The following is a 17,950-nucleotide window of genomic DNA, read 5'->3' as shown; positions in this document are numbered from 1 at the left end:
AATTTCAAAATGCCTAAACCAACGAGTATGAGCCACACTCCCCTACCTTCCCAAATACCTCTGCGTACTATTTTTAAAATCTTCTTTAAAGTTCTGATCCAACCATTGCTTAGCAAACTCTAGCTGTACCTTACGCATGTCTTTGGCTACATCTTCCACGATTTTATTATATGCTAACTCTTTTGTGAATGGATCGCTATTGTGTAAAAACTTCTCTTGGTAATCTGGGTGCTGGGTGATCTTCTCTGTAAAGGTAAAAAAGACTTGTCTTTTGTCCTCAGGCGTCGCTTCCCAACTTGCGAACCATCGATCATTAAAATCTCTAATGATATCTTCTAGTTCAGCTTTATCACCTTCATCATGAGCACCCCGAGGGTTCGCATTCGCAGGATCAAGCGTACTTTCGTCTTGATCCAATGTCAAACGTTGATTCAAGTGGACGCGTTCAATACCGTATGTGGAAAGATCGACCGACTCAAGTAATTCGTCAAGCAGGTCATCTTCTTTTTTCTTAACAATCATTTTTGGAATCAAGAACTTCAGAAACCAAAAGAGCTTCTCCCAGTTCATATTCTCAAAAGATATAATCGCTGCCATCTGCCCATATACTTTTACAAAGTGCTTAGCTTTGATTTTAAGATCTGCTTTCAGTTCTTCATTCAAGTCCAAGCTATGATTAAATCGGTCGGCAGCAGTATCAATAATCGGGCTTAGCTCATCAGCAATAACACCTGAGAAAAACTTAGTATTGAACTCCTCCACCTCACTCCACTCGTATATCTCAGACTCGTCCAACACGTCTTTCAAATCGTGCAAGACGTTCACATCGGTTGCCTCACTTAAACTAGTAGCCGTATAAAACGGATCAAATGAGTCCTTGATGTCCGAACTATCATTAAAGAAATCTAAGACAAACAGGTTCTCTGTCTTCTTGCCTAATCTCGGTGCAGATCGATTTAAACGAGAGAGCGCTTGCACGCACAATACACCTTGCAACTTCTTATCGATGTACATGGTCGTAAGTTTAGGCTGATCAAAACCCGTTAAGTATTTATTGGCGACCACCAACAATTTATATTCATCTTTATCGAATTCATCTTTGGTATCCCCATCCGGAAAGCCATTCATAATTGCTTCCGTATACTCCACTCCATCCACCAATTTGGTTCCCGAAAACGCTATAATAATTTTGAAAGGGTTACCTTTGTCATTCAGGAGGTGGTTGAGTTGCTGATAATAACGAATTGCAGCTTCAATATTTTGCGTAATAACCATTCCTTTTGCCTTACCTTTCAATAACTTTTTCTGGAAGACATTCTGCCTAAAATGATCCAACATGATTTCCGCCTTGGCCTGTATCGTACGTTTATCACGCTCGACAAATGCCTTCAGCTTACGCTGTGCTTTCTTGGTGTTGAATTCAGGATTATCTTCAATTGACTTTTGTAGTTGATAGTAACTCCTATATGTAGTATAGTTCGCTAAGACATCTAAAATAAAGCCTTCTTCGATCGCTTGCTTCATGGAGTACAAGTGAAAAGGCTTAAACGAACCATCCTCCTGCTTCGTTCCGAATCGTTCTAATGTCGAATTTTTAGGTGTTGCTGTAAAAGCGAAATAAGAAGCATTATCACGCATTTTACGAGCCTGCATAGCTCGAACAATCAACTCTTGAGCATCAATCTCACCTTCTTCATTACTTTCTAAATTACCCAATACCTGATTCATCTTATCAGCTGCAGAACCTCCCTGACTGCTGTGCGCTTCGTCAATGATGATGGCAAAGCGCTTATCACCCATTTCTTCAATATCATCTAGAATATGGGGGAATTTCTGAATCGTAGTAATGATGATCCGTTTACCACTTTCCAGTGCCAGTCGTAGATCACTCGATGAAAAGGCAGGAGCGATGATATTCTTGACATCAGAAAAGCTCTTGATATTATCACGCAATTGCCGATCCAGCACTCTGCGATCGGTAACAACAATTACCGAATCAAAAAGTGGTGTTCCATTTTGTGCTTCTACCTCAATTAACTGAAACGCTGTCCACGTAATGGAGTGAGACTTCCCCGACCCGGCCGAATGCTGAATGAGATAAGTCTTCCCCACACCATTTGTATTCACGTCGGAAATTAATTCGTCTACTACATCTAATTGATGGTAGCGAGGAAAAATATAAAACTTCTTCTTTAAGGGGTCCTTATTGTCACCCACTAGTAGCATGAAGTGCTGAATAATCCGTGCAATGGTTTCCTTTTTAAAGATATCCTCCCACAAATAAGCGGTTTTATGTCCATTTGGATTAACCGGGTTTCCTTTACCAAAATTATTACCCTTGTTAAATGGTAAAAATGTAGAGTTCCCACCTTCCAGTTTGGTACTCATATATACCTCGTCGGTGTCTACTGCAAAATGCACTAAACAACGTCCAAATTGCAATAAAGGCTGACTATTGTCACGAGTAAACTTATATTGGTTGATCCCTTGAGAAGCAGCCGTTTGTCCTGTCCATGGGTTTTTCAACTCTACGGTACAGAAAGGAATACCATTAACAAACAGCACCATGTCAATCTCTTCCCCTGGATTCACTGACGAATACCGCACTTGCCGTGTGACGGAAAACTGATTACGGCGAAAGTTCTCTCGTGTGGTCTGTGCACTACTAGCACTTGGAGCTTCGTAAAACAACGTGAAATATGCATTATCGACTTCCAAGCCTTTTTTCAGCAACTTTAGAATACCATCCTTTTTCACCTTTCGATCAAAGCGTTCCAAGATTTTAAGCTTCCAGTCGCTATAAACTTTTAGTTTCTTTAATTCCTCAGCTTGTGTATTCTCTAGGAATTCCCAGAAATGCCAAGTATCTAGAGCGTAGCGCTTATCAAAATCAAGCGGTGATCCCAAATAATAACCACCGCCAGTAAGATACTGACCTTGTGTCTCTTTCAGCTGATCGAAATCCACTTGCTCAGCTTTCATCTCCTCCAGAGAGGTGCCAGTTAAGCGTTTTTCAATTAAGGACTCTAAAGCTTGTTCGTTATACTTGGTTTTCATCGTGTTCTGTTTAATTAAGCCACCCGCACTTTGCCTGTCACCACTTCATTGATAAGCGATTGCTTGTATTCTTTAAGTTTAGCGATTTGCTCTGTTTTCTTGACAATGGCTAGATCTATTTGGGAAGTTTGTTCTTCAAGGTAGGTGACTATCTGTTCTTGTTCGTGGAGAGGAGGAAGTATAATTAAATGATTTAACATCAATTGCACTTCTATACTTTCAACCGTAGCACCAGCTTTAACCCACTCGTTTAATAAGAAGTTCTCACATCCTTTTATAAATAAGTATAAGTAATTTGTATTCATATAGCTAACCTGAATAAATGCTTTTAAATCTTGGTTAATAGTTAAGTCAAGATTAGCAAATGCTAACGGAATTGTCCGTTGTAGAATCCCCGATCTCACAACAACTAATAAGGACCCTTTTTTAACAAGCGTTGTACTTGAATTTTCAACTGCCTCCTTGGTTATATTATCTTCGGTAGTAGTTATATTTTTAAATTTCATGTCTTTCGGTGATACCCAAGGTATATCTCCATTCCAAAACTGCGCTCTTTCTTTGCTCGGTGTCCCACCTCCAATAACGCTAAATAAATATTTTATTTTCTTTACCTCCCAATGTTCCGGTATCTCACCAATCCAGTCGATGCCTGAATCTTTCATTTCGACTTGCGTATCAAGACCTTTGGTCACTGCTTCGTGAATGATAATTTGGCGGCGTTCTTTTAATAAGGCTATTTGCTGTTCTTTTACCGAAACCAGTTCATCAATCTTCCCGCATTTCTCATCCAAAAAAGCAGCAATGGCTTCTTGCTCGGAGATTGGGGGGATTGCAAGATGAATAAATTTCATTTCATCGTATCTCGTTGTCCATAAATCGGCAACGATTCCATGACCATTTCTATAAAATTCTTCGATAAAGCCGTTTGATTTCAGTAAATGATTAATGAAAACACCACTAACATTTCGTGGTTTCATAACTATGTTTATCAAAGAGACAGAACCATCCAATGGTGATAACCCACTAGAACCCTTTCTATCAGAGCGACTGTTAATTACAAAATCACCCATTTTAACTAATTTTCTATTATCTCCATCATTTGATTTGGCAGCGTTTTCAAGCTGTGGGACTATACCATTTTTAGTCACCGAAAGAGGTTCAAAATCTTTGTCAGATACTTTCTCTCTTCTTTCTTCAAACCAATTTCCTAGACGTTTACATTCCCAGTGACTTGGTATTTCTCCTAGCCAGTCTATACCCGAGCTTTTGTATGAATCGTATGTTTGCATTAGTTCTTTTTCTTTTGCTCCAGCTGTTTAACGGTTTGGTCTATAAATTTCACGAAATCTTGTTCAGCACGAGAGAGTTCATCTTGTGTTTGCACTTTGTAAGCAGCATAAGCTTGTTCTGCCTTCTTCAACATCTGCTGATGGCCTACGGTACCAGCATTGTCCAACACTTCATTGCCCGTCATGCGAATAAAATCATCCAAACGTGCAATCCAGTCTTTCATGTACATGGGTTTACGATTCAAGGCTTGCAACTCGGCCAATTCGAGATAGGCTGTCACTACGCGGTTCAAGATATTCAACTCCTCCTCGGTCAAATAATTTTTAGCCGTTGTAACATCGTCTATCGTTGGTTTAGCTCCTTTAAAATGCGTCAATCCCAAATGCGGTTTATCCGCCGAAATACGATGAAAAATCACTTCAGCAGCCGTTTGTCCATGCGCTGCAAAATGCATTTTATTTTGTACCGTCTTAAAAAACAATTGAGAACTTTCTGCTTTCGGGTCGTAATCAATACTGGTAGCATAAATATCTAATACCTTACGCCAAAACACTTTTTCCGAAGAACGTATATCACGTATGCGCGCCAATAGTTCGTCAAAGTAATTACCTCCACCTGCTTGCTTGAGCAATTCGTCGTTCATGGTAAAGCCCTTAACGATGTATTCACGCAAACGCTGTGTCGCCCACTGACGGAATTTGGTTCCTTGCAAGCTTTTCACGCGGTAACCAACCGATATAATAACGTCGAGGTTGTAAAATTTGGTGTCGTAATTTTTCCCATCTGTAGCAGTTGTTCGGAAATTCCGAACAACTGCGTCTTCCACTAATTCACCTTCCTCAAATATATTTTTGATATGTTCGCTAATCGTTGACTTCGCTTTTTGAAATAACTCAGCCATTTGTGCCTGTGTCAACCAAACAGTTTCATCCTCTAATCGGGTTTCGATTTTCGTTATACCGTCTTCTGTTTGGTATATGATCAGGTTACTTTCTCTATCCATGCTTTAGAAGTTTAGAATGTCATTCAACAAACCATCTGCTTTTCGTTCTAGAGCCAAAAGGTCTTCCTTTACTTCAGCTAGACTACGCAAAGGCGTGTGCTGATAGAAGTACTTATTGAACGATATTTCATAACCAATCTTTACACTATCCAAATTAATCCACGCTTCAGGAACATGGGGTTGTACCTCCCGAATAAAGTAATCTGAGATGGTATCGTCTAGAGGAATCTGCTCGGTGTCACGAAGGTCACTATCGGTTTCATAGGTTATATATTCATTGGGATTTGCGGTTGGATAATAACCAAACAGTTCCAGTTCCTCTTCTTGGCAACCCAAGCGATTTAAGAGTTTGCCTAGCTTATCACCAGATAGTTTTTCTATTTTCTTGATAACCTTCTCTGCTTCGGAATCGTATTCACTGATAGAATTGAGAATGGCTTTCTTCTCTGCGGCACTTAGGCCAAGCTTATCCTTTTTAACGAGATCATCTACCTTTTCTGTTAGGGCATTGAAATCAGTCATTACTTCATCGCCGATGCTCGTCCATAACTGCAATGCGGCATCATAGAGTGCTTTGGGTTTCTCCCAAGTATTTAGATCCAGTAGTTTAGCTACTTGTTTTTTGTTTAGACCCCAATCTTCTGCTTCATTGCGCTTTTGTATTTCCTCTGCATGTGTCGATAAGTCGGTATACACCAAATCGCCATAGGTCTCAAAGAGTGCTCGCATCGGAACTTGCATACCTTTGTCAAAACGAAGGCTTTCTAAAGCATTGTTGGTAAACTGAGATCGTAGCCTTTTTGGTCGCTCGATGTTAACTTTATAATAACCGAAGTCTGCGTTCTTGAAACGCTTAACTTGCAATAAGGAATCTGGTTCACTGCTTTCTTTGTTTTCTAAATAGGCGTTTACGATCTCAGTGATTTGCTCTGGAGCGAACTCTGAGTTTTTGTTGCCAAGATTCTTGCGCAGTTTGCGATAGAGTTTATTTGCGTCTAAGAGTTGAACGAAGCCTTTGCGTTCTGCTGGTTTATTGTTGTTTAATAACCAGATATAGGTGGTTATTCCCGTGTTATAAAAGAGGTTATTCGGCAATTGAACGATAGCGTCAAGCAGGTCGTTCTCGATGATATAGCGTCTTATATTGGATTCTCCAGAACCTGCATCGCCCGTAAATAAAGACGAACCGTTATGTACCGAAGCGATGCGACTACCGATCTTATTGGCAGTTGGAGCTTTCATTTTGTCTACCATTTCCATCAGGAAAAGCAACTGCCCGTCTGATGAACGAGGGGTTGCATCAACCGTTTCCCAATTTCCCCAGTAATCTTTGAGTTTGATCTGAAATCTAGAATCGATGACGTCTCTTCCGTCCCTAATGTATTTCTGCTCAGATGACCAAGACTTACCGTATGGCGGATTGGAAAGCATAAAGTCAAACCTTGTATCGGAAAACTCGTTGGTTGACAGGGTTGAACCTACGCGGATATTTTCAGGGTCTTTGCCCTTTATCATCATATCCGATTTACAGATGGCATAGGTTTCATCGTTGATTTCCTTACCATAGAGATACACGTCCCCTTTATACTGAAAGTTTTCGTCTTCAATTAAATAATTTTCACTCTCGGTAAGCATCCCTCCTGAACCACAAGCCGGATCATAGATGGTAATAATCTTCGGAAGATTTCCTTTCAGAGGTTCAAATACCAAGTGGGTCATCAGTTGAATTACCTCACGTGGTGTGAAGTGTTCTCCGGCTTCTTCATTGTTTTCTTCATTGAATTTCCGAATCAACTCTTCGAACACATAACCCATCCCTAGATTAGATAAGGCTGGTAACGGCCGCCCCTCTGGATCATTCGTCTCAACAGGTGTTAGATTAATATAAGGTGAGGTGAATTTCTCTAATACATCTAGCAAGACATCTTTTGAGGCCATATGGCGTACTTGTGCGGAGAGGTTGAATTTCTCAACGATCTCTTTAACATTTCTTGAAAAGCCGTTTAGGTATTCTTCAAAATTTGCTACCAACTTTTGTTGAGAATTCGTCGCAGTCCCTTTCAATTTTTCCATAGTCCAGGTGGATGTGTTATAAAACACATACCCGGCGGCGTCCTGCAATCCTTTTGGATCTAACTCCACCTGCCCTAGATCTTCCTTTTGGAAGCGTACCTCTTCCAGCACCGCTTCTTTAGTAGGCTTTAGCAAAGAATCTATTCGTCTTAATACAACAAAGGGCAATATGATATCGCGGTATTTCCCTCGTACGTATACATCCCGTAAGCAATCATCGGCGATAGACCAAATGAAGCTAACGAGTTTATTGTGAGAAGTTTGTGTCATTTTTTTTTAAATAGCAGATAAGCATGGTTTATTGCATGCAAAATAGCCCTTTTTTGATTGAATAGCAATATATATTACGAAAGGCTTATCCGATTATATTGAGATACTCTAGAAGATAGTCTTTGTATTTTTCAATGTCGGAATGATAAAGAGTTTTGACGTCGAATGAAGTGTTAAAATCCTTTTTAAAATCGATTAGTCGACCCTTAATCAAGCCTCGCTTATTTTCTTTGTCAGACGTATAATAAGCACAAACTTGTTCAACGTTATTCATTGATTTTTTGTCAAATGCAAATAAATGTGCACTCCTATCTTTGTTCTCATTTTCTACTAATAGATATGTGTGATTAGAGCGCTTATATTCAATTATTATAGCTCCTTCCTCTCTTCCATTATAATGTTCTTTGATAGAGTACACCTTGTCGTTCCCCCTGCAATAACTTACTGCCAATTGAATATATTCATGTTTATTTTTTATAAATCTACTATCGCCCCTATCAACAACTGTGGGCTTGATTTCACCTGTCCCGTGTAAAGGTTTTCCTTTAAATCGGATATTTTTTAACATTTTTGAAATGTCCTTTGAATTCGCCCGAAGCAAATCCTCGATATCCGAAACAGTTGACTCGGACAAATCCCTTTTCCTATTATCAGTAAAATTTAACCTAAAATATTCGCCCTTGAAGCGGACCTTAAAATAGTCTTCCTTGATATAGTTAAGAAGCTCTTGGGAAGATGAAACATCGATAATAGATTTTCTGTCAACTTCATGGACTGAAACTGTAACCTTCTTTTCCTTAAATTCAATATGATCCCAGCTGACCAAATATTCAGATCCTCTTTTTATTGCTCTTGGATACAAAACTGACCCGGAGGGCGGTTGTGATAGTTGTTCTTGATAATCAACTACTTCTTTGTAAATCTCTGATAACACGATGAATTCATATTTATCAATATCTGTCACATATCCAGAACCCTTCAATTTTTCTTTAATTTTAAAAATCTTGCAACCCAAAACTTCTCTGTAAACCTTTACCAGTTCTATAATATCTTTTTCAACACGTAAATTTGCATGTTCCGATGGTAATGGTCGAAAAAAATCATACATTTCACATAAGAACTTGCTATAGAAAATAAACCGTTCATCTCGCTGATCTACTTCTGGCAATTTCAAGTCAAAATGATCAATTAAACCCTTATAAGTTTTATCGTAATTGAGCAAAATATTAGCTTGGATATCGTCATAACCATGATGATATAGATGGATCAATAGATTTTCGTATGACCCTCCCTTCAAACATACAGGACAATAGAGTGAAATCATGTTAGGTTTAGTACAATGGTTAGGTTGTAGATTATAAAGATATTACACTATAAGCAATTTTTGATACTTATAACTGGGTATATTAAAACGGTAGTTTCAATACATTGTAGCAAATTCAACGAACATTTGTTACATAGTAATCATTACCGAGTTAAATAAATTACTTCAATTTAAAATTAAATACAATAACACCTGTCTGTATAGAAGGTGCCATTTCTACCTGATTTAACTGTGCTCCTAAAACAGCTCGCTCACACCTTTCATATAAAGCATTATCTGATATCGTGGTTCCTCGTACACCTGCTCTAGCGGACAATACCTTTCCTTCACGATCTACACGAATTTCTACAGCGACTTTCCCTGAGAACTCACCATCATCTTCAATTTTCGGCGCTACAATAAATCGTCGGTTTTCTAGTCTTGTTGTTGCATAACCATAATCAGCTAATAAAGGATCACCGCCTTCACTAGTATAACTAATTTCACCATATCTCCAGAAAGAATGAAACCAGCTAATAAATTTTTCCCGATGTCCATAATTTGTTGATTCCACTCCTTGTCCAATATCATTAGAGAACATCAATAAATCGACGTTTTCCTGTTGCATTAGCATAACGATAACATAAGAACCATAACCATCATTACCTTTGAATGCAAAGGCAGTCGGTTTGTCAAATTTCATTGTTGGCTTCCATTGTATCGACTTGGCTGCTTTGGGGTCGGTTTCGATAAATTCTTTAAGACCATCTATGGTAAACCCAGTCATATCGTGATAGTAATTATAGAAGTCATAATAACTCAGTACTTTATCTAATACCGCGTCTACTGAAATGTTATTGATGTTCTTGTCTTTCAACTCTCCATCATTGGTTGTTGACCAAAGAAATTGCTGTCCAAACACAAAAGTCGGCAGCATGAATAAAATCATGAGTAGGTTTTTCATGCTTGGTTTGTTTTAGTATCAATCAAAAATAGCAATAAATAATCTTCAAAGTAAAAAACAGCACAACTTCCGTCGTGCTGCTTCTAGGTTTATTTATTGTATGATTTTGAAATATTAATGGCGATGTGCGCCGCCAGCCAGTGCCCCTTCAATGGCTTCTAGGGTGTGGGTATAGTCTACATAGGCTGCTACGTAGGCTCTTCCCTCTTCGATTGAGTTGTCTTTTACTTTGCTCAATGCGTTTACTTTCTCGTACTTCTCAGCAATCACAGTTCGGATATGTTTGTCGAGATTAGTCAGTAAGCTGTTTACACTTTCATCGGCAATGGACTTGTCGGCCATCTGTATGATGGGGGTTGCAGAACCGGCGGGTTTTAGTCCGGTAAAGGCAGCGCCTTCGCCTTCACGGTGTACGCGGACTAAAGTTTCAAGAAAGTGCTTTTCTACAATCTTGTAGACTTCCGCGTCTTCGTTCTTTAAGGCTACGGTTTTCTTAAATAGATTTTTGATTTCGTTTTCATGTTCTTCTTCAATCCATTTCATGATGTAGCTTACTTCGCCTTTATTTAATGCTTTTAATGCGTCTTGAATTACAGGGCCGTCATATGAGTCACAGTGGGCGTAAATGGGCATACTGAATGCGAGCATGAATGCGGCTAATAGCATGGCGGTTTTGCCAAATAATTTCTTGAGATGATTTAATGTTTTCATTATAGTTCCTTTCTTTATATTTTTATGATTATCAGTTATTTACAATACAAACATAGCTCCTTTTCCGTCTGTACGGAAGGTCTAAGAGTAGGGAGAAATGGTACAAAAGTCGGATTCAACTGGTACTTCGGAAAACGTACGAGTCGTAGGGCGTTCAGAATGACCAGAAGTACGCTCAACTCGTGGATCAACATGCCTGATGCTAGATGGACGTAATCGGTGAGTACACCTACCAGGAGGATGGCAACGGTGATTAGAGATAGGTAGGTGTTCTGCTTCATGTTGCGGATGGTGGCCTTCGCTAAATTGATAGCGTATGGTAATTTATCGAGCTTATCTGACATGAGTATAACATCGGCTGTCTGCATGGTAACATCAGTAGCCGTGCCGCCCATGGCAATACCAACATCTGCGGTGGCGATCGCTGGTGCGTCATTAATGCCATCGCCTACCATGGCAAGCTTGGTTCCCGATTTCTTACAGGTTTTTACTTTGTCTACTTTGTCTTGTGGTAATAGCTCGGCAAATACTTGGTTGATTCCTAGTTGGGAGGCTACTTGGTCTGCGACCTGCTTGTTATCGCCGGTGAGCATAACGGTACGCTTGATGCCACTGTCACGTAATTGGGCCAAGGAGTCATAGGCTTCATCGCGAATCTGATCGGCAATGGAAATGACGCCGATTACGGTGTTTTGGCGGGCGACTAGCACCGCGGTATTTCCTCGTTCTTCTTGTTTCAACATGTATGTACTCAGTTTGTCGTCAATTGAAATTCCGAGCTTTTTTGCACCTGAGCTGTTTCCTATATAGACTGCTTGATCAGCCAACCGAGCTCTTAATCCATGTCCTTTCATAATGTTGGTTTCACTTGGCTGCTGTCGAAGCGATAGACCTCGTTCCGTTGCTTTTTTGACAATGGTTTTTCCTAAATGGTGTTCGGATACCACTTCTACTTCGGCAGCTAGGGTGAGTAGTTCGTCTTCGGAAATCCCTATCGTCTTGATGGCGGTTACTTCGGGCTTACCTTTGGTTAGGGTACCTGTTTTATCAAAAACGATGGCATTGACCTTGGCCAGGTTTTCCATCTTGTCACCACCCTTGATAAGGATACCGTTTTTAGCTCCATTACCGATCCCGGCTACGATAGATACTGGTACAGAAATAACGAGAGCTCCCGGACAGGCGATGACCAAGAAGGTGAGCGCAAGGTGGACGTCTTGTGTGATGGTCCAAACGAGTAGAGCGAGTATGATTATGCCCGGTGTGTAATACTTGGCAAAGCGCTCCATGAATTTCTGTGTCTTGGCTTTGGTTTCTTGTGCTTCTTCAACCAATTCGATAATCTTGGAGAAGGTGGTGTCCTCTCCTACTTTTTCAGCGGCGATTTCAAGGTAGCCATTATCTGAAGTGGTACTGCTGAACACGGGGTCGCCGGCATGCTTCTCAACAGGAATGGATTCACCGGTAATGGCTGCTTCATTGATCAATGCGTTACCTGAAATGACGGTGCCGTCTACAGGTATTCGCCCGCCCGGCTGTACGATGACGGTATCGCCTTTTTCTACTTCATCGGCTGGAACGGTGATTCGCTTACCCTCTTTCAGGATGGTGGCTTCCAAGGGTGCCATATTGATGAGTGAACGCAAGGAGGATCTGGTTTTCCGAAGGGTGCGCCCTTCGAGGTAGTCACCAAAAAGGAAAAGGAAGGTAACGACGGCAGACTCGGTGTATTCGCCAATAATCATGGCGCCTACGACGGCAATGGTTACCAATAAATCAATACTAAAGGCTTTCATCCGCAAGGCTTGGATAGCTTTGACGGCAATGGGATATCCGGCTATGACGGATGCGATGATCAGCAGGATGTCTTGTGTTGGACTGCCTGGGCTGATGAGGTAACTTATCAGGGCGGCCATGAGTAGACCACCCGATAAGAATGTTAATCTATTTTTTGTTATGCTTTTCATGTTTTAGTTTGATTAGTGATTAAAAAGTACGTGGAGACAGTACGGGGTAACCGAGTTTCTCGATGATGGATGCTAGCTTTTGTGGCTGAACTTCATCTTCATTGTAGTCTACTTTTACTTTGCTTGAATTAAATAGTACCTTGGCCTCGTATACGCCGCTTTCTCGGTTAAGAACGCTTTCGATTTTATTGATACACGATGGACAGGTTAATTCTTCCAACTGAAATTTTATCGTTTTCATTATAGTTCCTTTCTTTATATTTAAATGGTTATCAATCAATTACAATACAAAGATAGGCCACTAGCCTAGCCATTGGAAGGGTTGGGAGTAGGTAGAAATGGTATAAAAGTCGGAAAAGAGCTACTTACGGTAGTCTGAAGGGCTTATTCCCACGTGTTTCTTAAAAAACTTACCGAAGTGTGAGGCGTCTGAGAAGTTGAGATCAAAGGCGATCTGGGCGATGCTTTGCTTTTGGTTTTGGAGGCGTACTTTGGTTTCTAAGACCAACATCTCATTAATCCATTCGCCGGCAGTTTTGCCACTAACCTCTTTAATAATGGTAGAAAAGTACTTGGGTGTGAGGTGCAGTTTATCGGCGTAAAAGGACACTTGTCTTTCTTCGATAAAGTGTTCTGCTAAAAGGGACTTGAACTTGGAAAGGATATGGGTGTTTTTCCCGTGGCTCGGATCTGAGTCGTCCGGCACGCTTTGGTAGATACTATCCAGTTCGTTGATCAGGATATAAATCAGACTCCGGATAATATCAGAGGCGTGACTGGTACCTTCTAATGTTTTCTCATGAATAAGGTTGAAATAGGTCTCCAGCATTTGATGTTGATTGACTTCAAGCTGAAGAAATTGATGTTCGGGGACTTCGAAAAAATCAAACTTATCTAGGTAATTGATATCGGCCTGCCCCTCTAAGAAAAGTTCTTTGCGAAAGAAAAAAATCTTTGCTTCATAGCCTTCGCCAAGATCGGTAAAACGACGAATAGCTGTTGGTGCAATGGTGAAAACAGCTGGTGCTTGAGCCTGATGGATAAAGAGATCAGACTCTAACTGCAGCTTGCCTTTGCTAAGCAAACAAATGGCATAGGCCGAGGTGCGATGGGAATCCATGGATGCGCAAGCATGGTTCAGATGCGACATGTGATACCAATGGTTTTTATCGGTATCTTCGGCTTCAAGCTTGGTGTATTCTATGTAAGGAATGGATTTCATAACATAATAAATCAAACAGACAGCTATTTAGTCTTGGGTTTGGAAGACATCACAAACTCCAACTCACCTCCTTGGATGATGTCGTCATGGCTAATCTTAAAGCCTTCAATATCTTGACCGTTCCAGCGAACGCGACTCACGTAGACATTCTTTTCGGATTGGTTAAGTGCTTTTATCTTCAAGGTTTTTCCATTTTGTAACTGCACTTCGGCTGATTTGACTAAGGGGCTGCCTAACCAATAATCAGTGTCGCCAGGTGCTACAGGGTAAAAGCCTAGTGATGTAAAGAGGTACCAGGCGGACATTTGCCCGCAGTCGTCATTTCCACCGAGTCCGGCAGGGCCGTTATTGTATTGGTGGCGAATGATTTCCCGTAAGCGCTCTTGGGTTTTCCAGGGGCTGGTGGTCAGGTTGTAGAGATAGGCTACGTGGTGTGAAGGTTCGTTACCATGAACGTAGTTACCGATGATGCCTTCACGGGTAATATCTTCTGTGTTAGCAAAGTACTTGTCAGGCAAGTGCATGGTGAAGAGGGAATCTAAATAGGTTTCTAAACCCGATTGCCCGCCTAAGGCTTCCATTAATTGTTCAGGTTGATGGGGCACGTAGAGCGAGTAATTCCAAGTGTTCCCTTCGATAAATCCTTGTCCGTGGGTTTCAAGGACGTCGAATTCTTCACGGAAATTACCTTCGCTGTCTTTGGGACGCATAAAACCGATGCTTGGATCAAATAGGTTTTTCCAGTTCCCTGCACGCTTAGTGAATTCGGCAGCGATGTCTTCTTTACCTAACTTTTTAGCCAACTGTGCGATACACCAATCGTCATAAGCGTATTCTAGTGTATTGGACACCGAGGTACTGTTAACATCGTCTGGAACATATCCTAGATCAATATACTCACCGATGCCTTCATAGCGTCTGGCATTGGCGGTTTGTACGCAGGCTTCAAGGGCTGCTTCGGCATCGCCTTTATAGGATCCTTTGAGGATGGCATCAACAACAACGGATACGGAATGATAGCCACTCATGCACCAGTTTTCATTGCCATAGTGCGACCAGATAGGCAGCATGTTTAGGACAGACTGATCGTGATGGGCCATCATGGAGGAAACCATGTCTGAATTCCGTTTGGGGTCGACCAGGTTCAACCAAGGATGAAAGGCTCGGAAGGTGTCCCATAAAGAGAAGGATGTATAGTTGACAAAGCCTTCTGCTTCATGCACTTCATAGTCGATCCCTTTGTACTGGCCGTTAACATCCATGTATACCGTCGGCATCAGGTTGGCGTGGTATACCGAGGTGTAGAAATTGATAAGGTCTTCTTTATTGAGCATGTCAACCGTATACCTGGACAGCTCGTTTTCCCAGGCTTTTTTGCCTTGAGCTACGACGGCATCAAAATCCCAATGGGGTGCTTCTATCTCCATGTTCTCAAGGGCATTACTCATGCTGACCGGACTGATGGCTACTTTCATCATGATTTGTTCACCTTCTTCGGTGTCAAAATCTAGGTGCATGCGGATATTGTGGGCAGCTAAGTCTGGGAAGTTGTCTGTTTGATCAAACTTACGCCAGAAGCCTCGGTACTGAACGTTTTTATCGAGATACTCAGCTCCGTAGTTTTTAAACGGTTTGGATGTTTTGATGGCAAAATAAACAACTCTTGTTCTGGCCCAGCCATTGGTTTGCCGATAACCTGTAAGAGTAGAATCATTGAGGACACGAACCACGGTCCACACGTTCTTTCCATCGTAATTATAGATACCGGCGTTAAGATCTAGGACCAGATGCGATTGGTCGGACGCGGGATAGGTATAACGATGCATACCAACGCGCGTGGTGGTAGTCAACTCTGCCTTGATCTGGTGGTCGTCTAACTGGACGCTGTAGTAATTCGGTTCGGCAATTTCATTATCGTGACTGTATAAAGAACGATAGCCGGTTTCAGGATGGTCTGCTGTGCCGGGGTTAAGTTGCAATTCTCCTTGGGTCGGCATGACCAAGATATCCCCAAGATCAGAATGACCTGTCCCTGAAAAATGGGTGTGACTGAAACCGACAATGGTTGGGTCATCATACTGATAGCCTGCGCAATACTTATAAACATCGCCTGTATACTTTCCGTTCACCGCATAGGGAATAGTGTCTGTATCGGGACTCAACTGTACGGCACCGAAAGGTACGGTAGCGCCAGGAAAGGTATGCCCCATTTTAGCGGTTCCGATTAGCGGCTTAACGTATTGTGTTAATGGACTTTGCTGGGCAGAACTGATTCCTGGCAAAAGGGCCGTCATCAGTAGAGCGCTTAGGTATCGTTTTATATTTTTCATTGTCGGCTGGTTTTAGCTTTAGCTAATATTCGCTTTATATAGCTGGATTTTTTGCGTATTCTTCCCAAAGTTCATCGACCGTGCTGCCGGTTCGCTTTACCCAGAAATCTTCATCGTATTTTCCTGCTCGCAGGGCGTGATCTAGTTTTTTAACGAAGTGCTTATCATGATGGGTTACGACCCAATGCAAGAAGCGGGCGGTGATGCGATAGGAATTTTCATAGCTTTGCTTTTCATTGAACTTCGTTAGGCTCCAATTAGCTTCTTCATTAGCAACGCCATATTTGTAGCGTACATAATCAGCAACACCTTCTGTTAGCCAACCGGGTCCCGCGCGGTGAGGATAGCTCTGAATGACGTGCATGACTTCGTGGGTAACTACATCGATATCTGAGGGGTTCTTGACAAACCATTCGGGATTGTAACGGATCACTCCACCAGAAGTAGCTGCTACGCCTTCGTATTCGGGATCGATGACGAAGGTCACGCTTTTAAGTGTTTTACGATTGAAATCTTTTGCTAGTTCCGGATAGGTGATAAAATAAGTGTCAATTAATCTGGTTTTTAATTCTTTATCGAAATCAGGGTCTTTATTGATCCAGATCAGTGTGTAACCTTGCTTTGTGATGCTGTCTACGTCGACTGCCACCTTACGGTCTTTGTCTGTATTTCGCCAATCTCTTTGCGCTGAAGCGGTGTTGAACGAAAGCAACATTGCGCAGCAAACCGCAGCTAATAAAAATATCTTTTTCATAATTGATTTGTTAGTAACATCGAAATTAAGAAAAAACATTTTAGCTTGTGCTTAAACGGCGATTTTTTTTTGAAGTTAGGTTTGGACGGTGACTATTCGCGCATAAAAGAATTAATCGCTTGCCCGGCTCCCGATGGATTATAACCCAATTTTATACATGCGCGGTTTATAATTTCTGCTGCGAGTCCACTGCCATACATGTCTGGGACTTCTGTCTTTTTATATCGCTCTACAAGCCATTCAAACTCTTCGCTTTTAATCAAATTGACAATCTCATTAGCTTGTTCTTTCGTCTCTACACGCTTTAGGGCAGCGAGCTCTTTTAGATAACTATCACTATAATAGGAATAGAAGAACTTATTCTCCAATTCTTGAACGTTGGTTTCTATCGTATCAAGCTGCTCTTTTGTCAAGTCGGATTCGAGGGGTAAGAAACCCAAATCCTTATTGTCAACAGCCTTGAGAGCTACGATCGAATAGCGAGTCGGCGGATACGGGTTTGTTGTCATCGAGATACTATCAAGTCGCTCAAGCTTCAACACGGTGACATCATCCGACCTGTTCGCTGCAATGATTCGATAGCTTTTTCCCGATTCGGGAAAGCAGGATTGGGTAGAATGGGGTAATACGCAGTTAAATTTGTAAAGTGTATCATTCCGTTGCTTAATCCTTTCTACTTCTCCGTCAGCGACTAAAAAGCTATAGTCCTGTAGTAGAATTTCGGGTACTTGGGAATGCGCATTTGAACAAGCAAACAGGGAGATCATGATGATCGATAGCGAAATGGATTTCACGATCCCATTTAAAGCGAAATTGGTTTTAATTGATTGGTTCACAAAGGCAAGCGTTGGTTCAATTCAAAACTAAGTTTTTCAATCCTGAAGAACAATAATATGATGGGTTTTATTTCGATTAACTATTTTATCGGTTCCAAACAAACGGTTTATGCTGAGGTTCTTCTTCAGCTTCTGTTTGCCCCCTCCATTCGAACTATTAAGAAACCCTT

13 protein-coding genes are annotated in these 17,950 nt (G+C 41.3%); all 13 read right to left on the bottom strand.

Annotation, left to right across the window (positions count from 1 at the left end):
• Window positions 1-42: 42 nt before the first annotated feature.
• Window positions 43-3,057: a type I restriction endonuclease subunit R gene (locus WKR92_RS12940; protein ID WP_375558254.1), complete on the bottom strand. Its 3,015-nt coding sequence runs from the start codon at window positions 3,055-3,057 to the stop codon at window positions 43-45.
• Between the two features lie 14 nt (window positions 3,058-3,071).
• A complete protein-coding gene (locus WKR92_RS12935; RefSeq protein WP_375558253.1) occupies window positions 3,072-4,346 on the bottom strand; it encodes a restriction endonuclease subunit S in 1,275 nt (424 codons plus the stop codon).
• Complete coding sequence (locus tag WKR92_RS12930) at window positions 4,346-5,350, bottom strand: virulence RhuM family protein (RefSeq protein ID WP_375558252.1); 1,005 nt, start codon at window positions 5,348-5,350, stop codon at window positions 4,346-4,348. The genes WKR92_RS12935 and WKR92_RS12930 overlap by 1 nt, the downstream gene beginning before the upstream one ends.
• Window positions 5,351-5,353: 3 nt before the next feature.
• A complete protein-coding gene (locus WKR92_RS12925; RefSeq protein WP_375558251.1) occupies window positions 5,354-7,693 on the bottom strand; it encodes a type I restriction-modification system subunit M in 2,340 nt (779 codons plus the stop codon).
• A gap of 85 nt (window positions 7,694-7,778) precedes the next feature.
• Entirely contained in the window at window positions 7,779-9,017 is a 1,239-nt protein-coding gene (locus tag WKR92_RS12920; RefSeq protein ID WP_375558250.1) for a hypothetical protein, read from the bottom strand.
• 160 nt (window positions 9,018-9,177) lie between these two features.
• The gene (locus WKR92_RS12915) at window positions 9,178-9,960 is read right to left on the bottom strand and encodes a hypothetical protein (protein ID WP_375558249.1); all 783 of its coding nucleotides are present in this window, start codon (window positions 9,958-9,960) and stop codon (window positions 9,178-9,180) included.
• 114 nt (window positions 9,961-10,074) lie between these two features.
• Complete coding sequence (locus tag WKR92_RS12910) at window positions 10,075-10,671, bottom strand: DUF6448 family protein (RefSeq protein WP_375558248.1); 597 nt, start codon at window positions 10,669-10,671, stop codon at window positions 10,075-10,077.
• A 35-nt stretch (window positions 10,672-10,706) separates the two neighbouring features.
• Window positions 10,707-12,638 carry a heavy metal translocating P-type ATPase gene (locus WKR92_RS12905; RefSeq protein ID WP_375558247.1) on the bottom strand — a complete coding sequence of 644 codons (1,932 nt, stop codon included), beginning with the start codon at window positions 12,636-12,638 and terminating at the stop codon, window positions 10,707-10,709.
• Window positions 12,639-12,657: 19 nt separating this feature from the next.
• Window positions 12,658-12,879, bottom strand: coding sequence for a heavy-metal-associated domain-containing protein (locus WKR92_RS12900; protein WP_375558246.1), 222 nt, complete (start codon window positions 12,877-12,879; stop codon window positions 12,658-12,660).
• A gap of 120 nt (window positions 12,880-12,999) precedes the next feature.
• The gene (locus WKR92_RS12895) at window positions 13,000-13,758 is read right to left on the bottom strand and encodes an AraC family transcriptional regulator (protein WP_375558245.1); all 759 of its coding nucleotides are present in this window, start codon (window positions 13,756-13,758) and stop codon (window positions 13,000-13,002) included.
• 125 nt (window positions 13,759-13,883) lie between these two features.
• Window positions 13,884-16,190: a GH92 family glycosyl hydrolase gene (locus tag WKR92_RS12890; protein WP_375558244.1), complete on the bottom strand. Its 2,307-nt coding sequence runs from the start codon at window positions 16,188-16,190 to the stop codon at window positions 13,884-13,886.
• 34 nt (window positions 16,191-16,224) lie between these two features.
• Window positions 16,225-16,944, bottom strand: coding sequence for a basic secretory protein-like protein (locus tag WKR92_RS12885; RefSeq protein ID WP_375558243.1), 720 nt, complete (start codon window positions 16,942-16,944; stop codon window positions 16,225-16,227).
• A gap of 92 nt (window positions 16,945-17,036) precedes the next feature.
• Window positions 17,037-17,738: a hypothetical protein gene (locus WKR92_RS12880; RefSeq protein ID WP_375558242.1), complete on the bottom strand. Its 702-nt coding sequence runs from the start codon at window positions 17,736-17,738 to the stop codon at window positions 17,037-17,039.
• Window positions 17,739-17,950 lie beyond the last annotated feature (212 nt).

This window comes from Albibacterium profundi (genome assembly GCF_042159835.1).
Lineage (GTDB): Bacteria > Bacteroidota > Bacteroidia > Sphingobacteriales > Sphingobacteriaceae > Albibacterium > Albibacterium profundi.
Note: the sequence above shows the minus strand (reverse complement) of the source record. Positions and strands in the feature narration are given on the sequence as shown.

Bases quoted from the DNA above. Each gene is read 5' to 3' on its own strand.
- WKR92_RS12885 (WP_375558243.1), bottom strand. From the start codon at position 16,944: ATGAAAAAGATATTTTTATTAGCTGCGGTTTGCTGCGCAATGTTGCTT.
- WKR92_RS12895 (WP_375558245.1), bottom strand. From the start codon at position 13,758: ATGGATTCCCATCGCACCTCGGCCTATGCCATTTGTTTGCTTAGCAAA.
- WKR92_RS12900 (WP_375558246.1), bottom strand. From the start codon at position 12,879: ATGAAAACGATAAAATTTCAGTTGGAAGAATTAACCTGTCCATCGTGT.
- WKR92_RS12935 (WP_375558253.1), bottom strand. From the start codon at position 4,346: ATGCAAACATACGATTCATACAAAAGCTCGGGTATAGACTGGCTAGGA.
- WKR92_RS12890 (WP_375558244.1), bottom strand. From the start codon at position 16,190: ATGAAAAATATAAAACGATACCTAAGCGCTCTACTGATGACGGCCCTT.
- WKR92_RS12910 (WP_375558248.1), bottom strand. From the start codon at position 10,671: ATGAAAACATTAAATCATCTCAAGAAATTATTTGGCAAAACCGCCATG.
- WKR92_RS12915 (WP_375558249.1), bottom strand. From the start codon at position 9,960: ATGAAAAACCTACTCATGATTTTATTCATGCTGCCGACTTTTGTGTTT.
- WKR92_RS12925 (WP_375558251.1), bottom strand. From the start codon at position 7,693: ATGACACAAACTTCTCACAATAAACTCGTTAGCTTCATTTGGTCTATC.
- WKR92_RS12920 (WP_375558250.1), bottom strand. From the start codon at position 9,017: ATGATTTCACTCTATTGTCCTGTATGTTTGAAGGGAGGGTCATACGAA.
- WKR92_RS12940 (WP_375558254.1), bottom strand. From the start codon at position 3,057: ATGAAAACCAAGTATAACGAACAAGCTTTAGAGTCCTTAATTGAAAAA.
- WKR92_RS12930 (WP_375558252.1), bottom strand. From the start codon at position 5,350: ATGGATAGAGAAAGTAACCTGATCATATACCAAACAGAAGACGGTATA.
- WKR92_RS12905 (WP_375558247.1), bottom strand. From the start codon at position 12,638: ATGAAAAGCATAACAAAAAATAGATTAACATTCTTATCGGGTGGTCTA.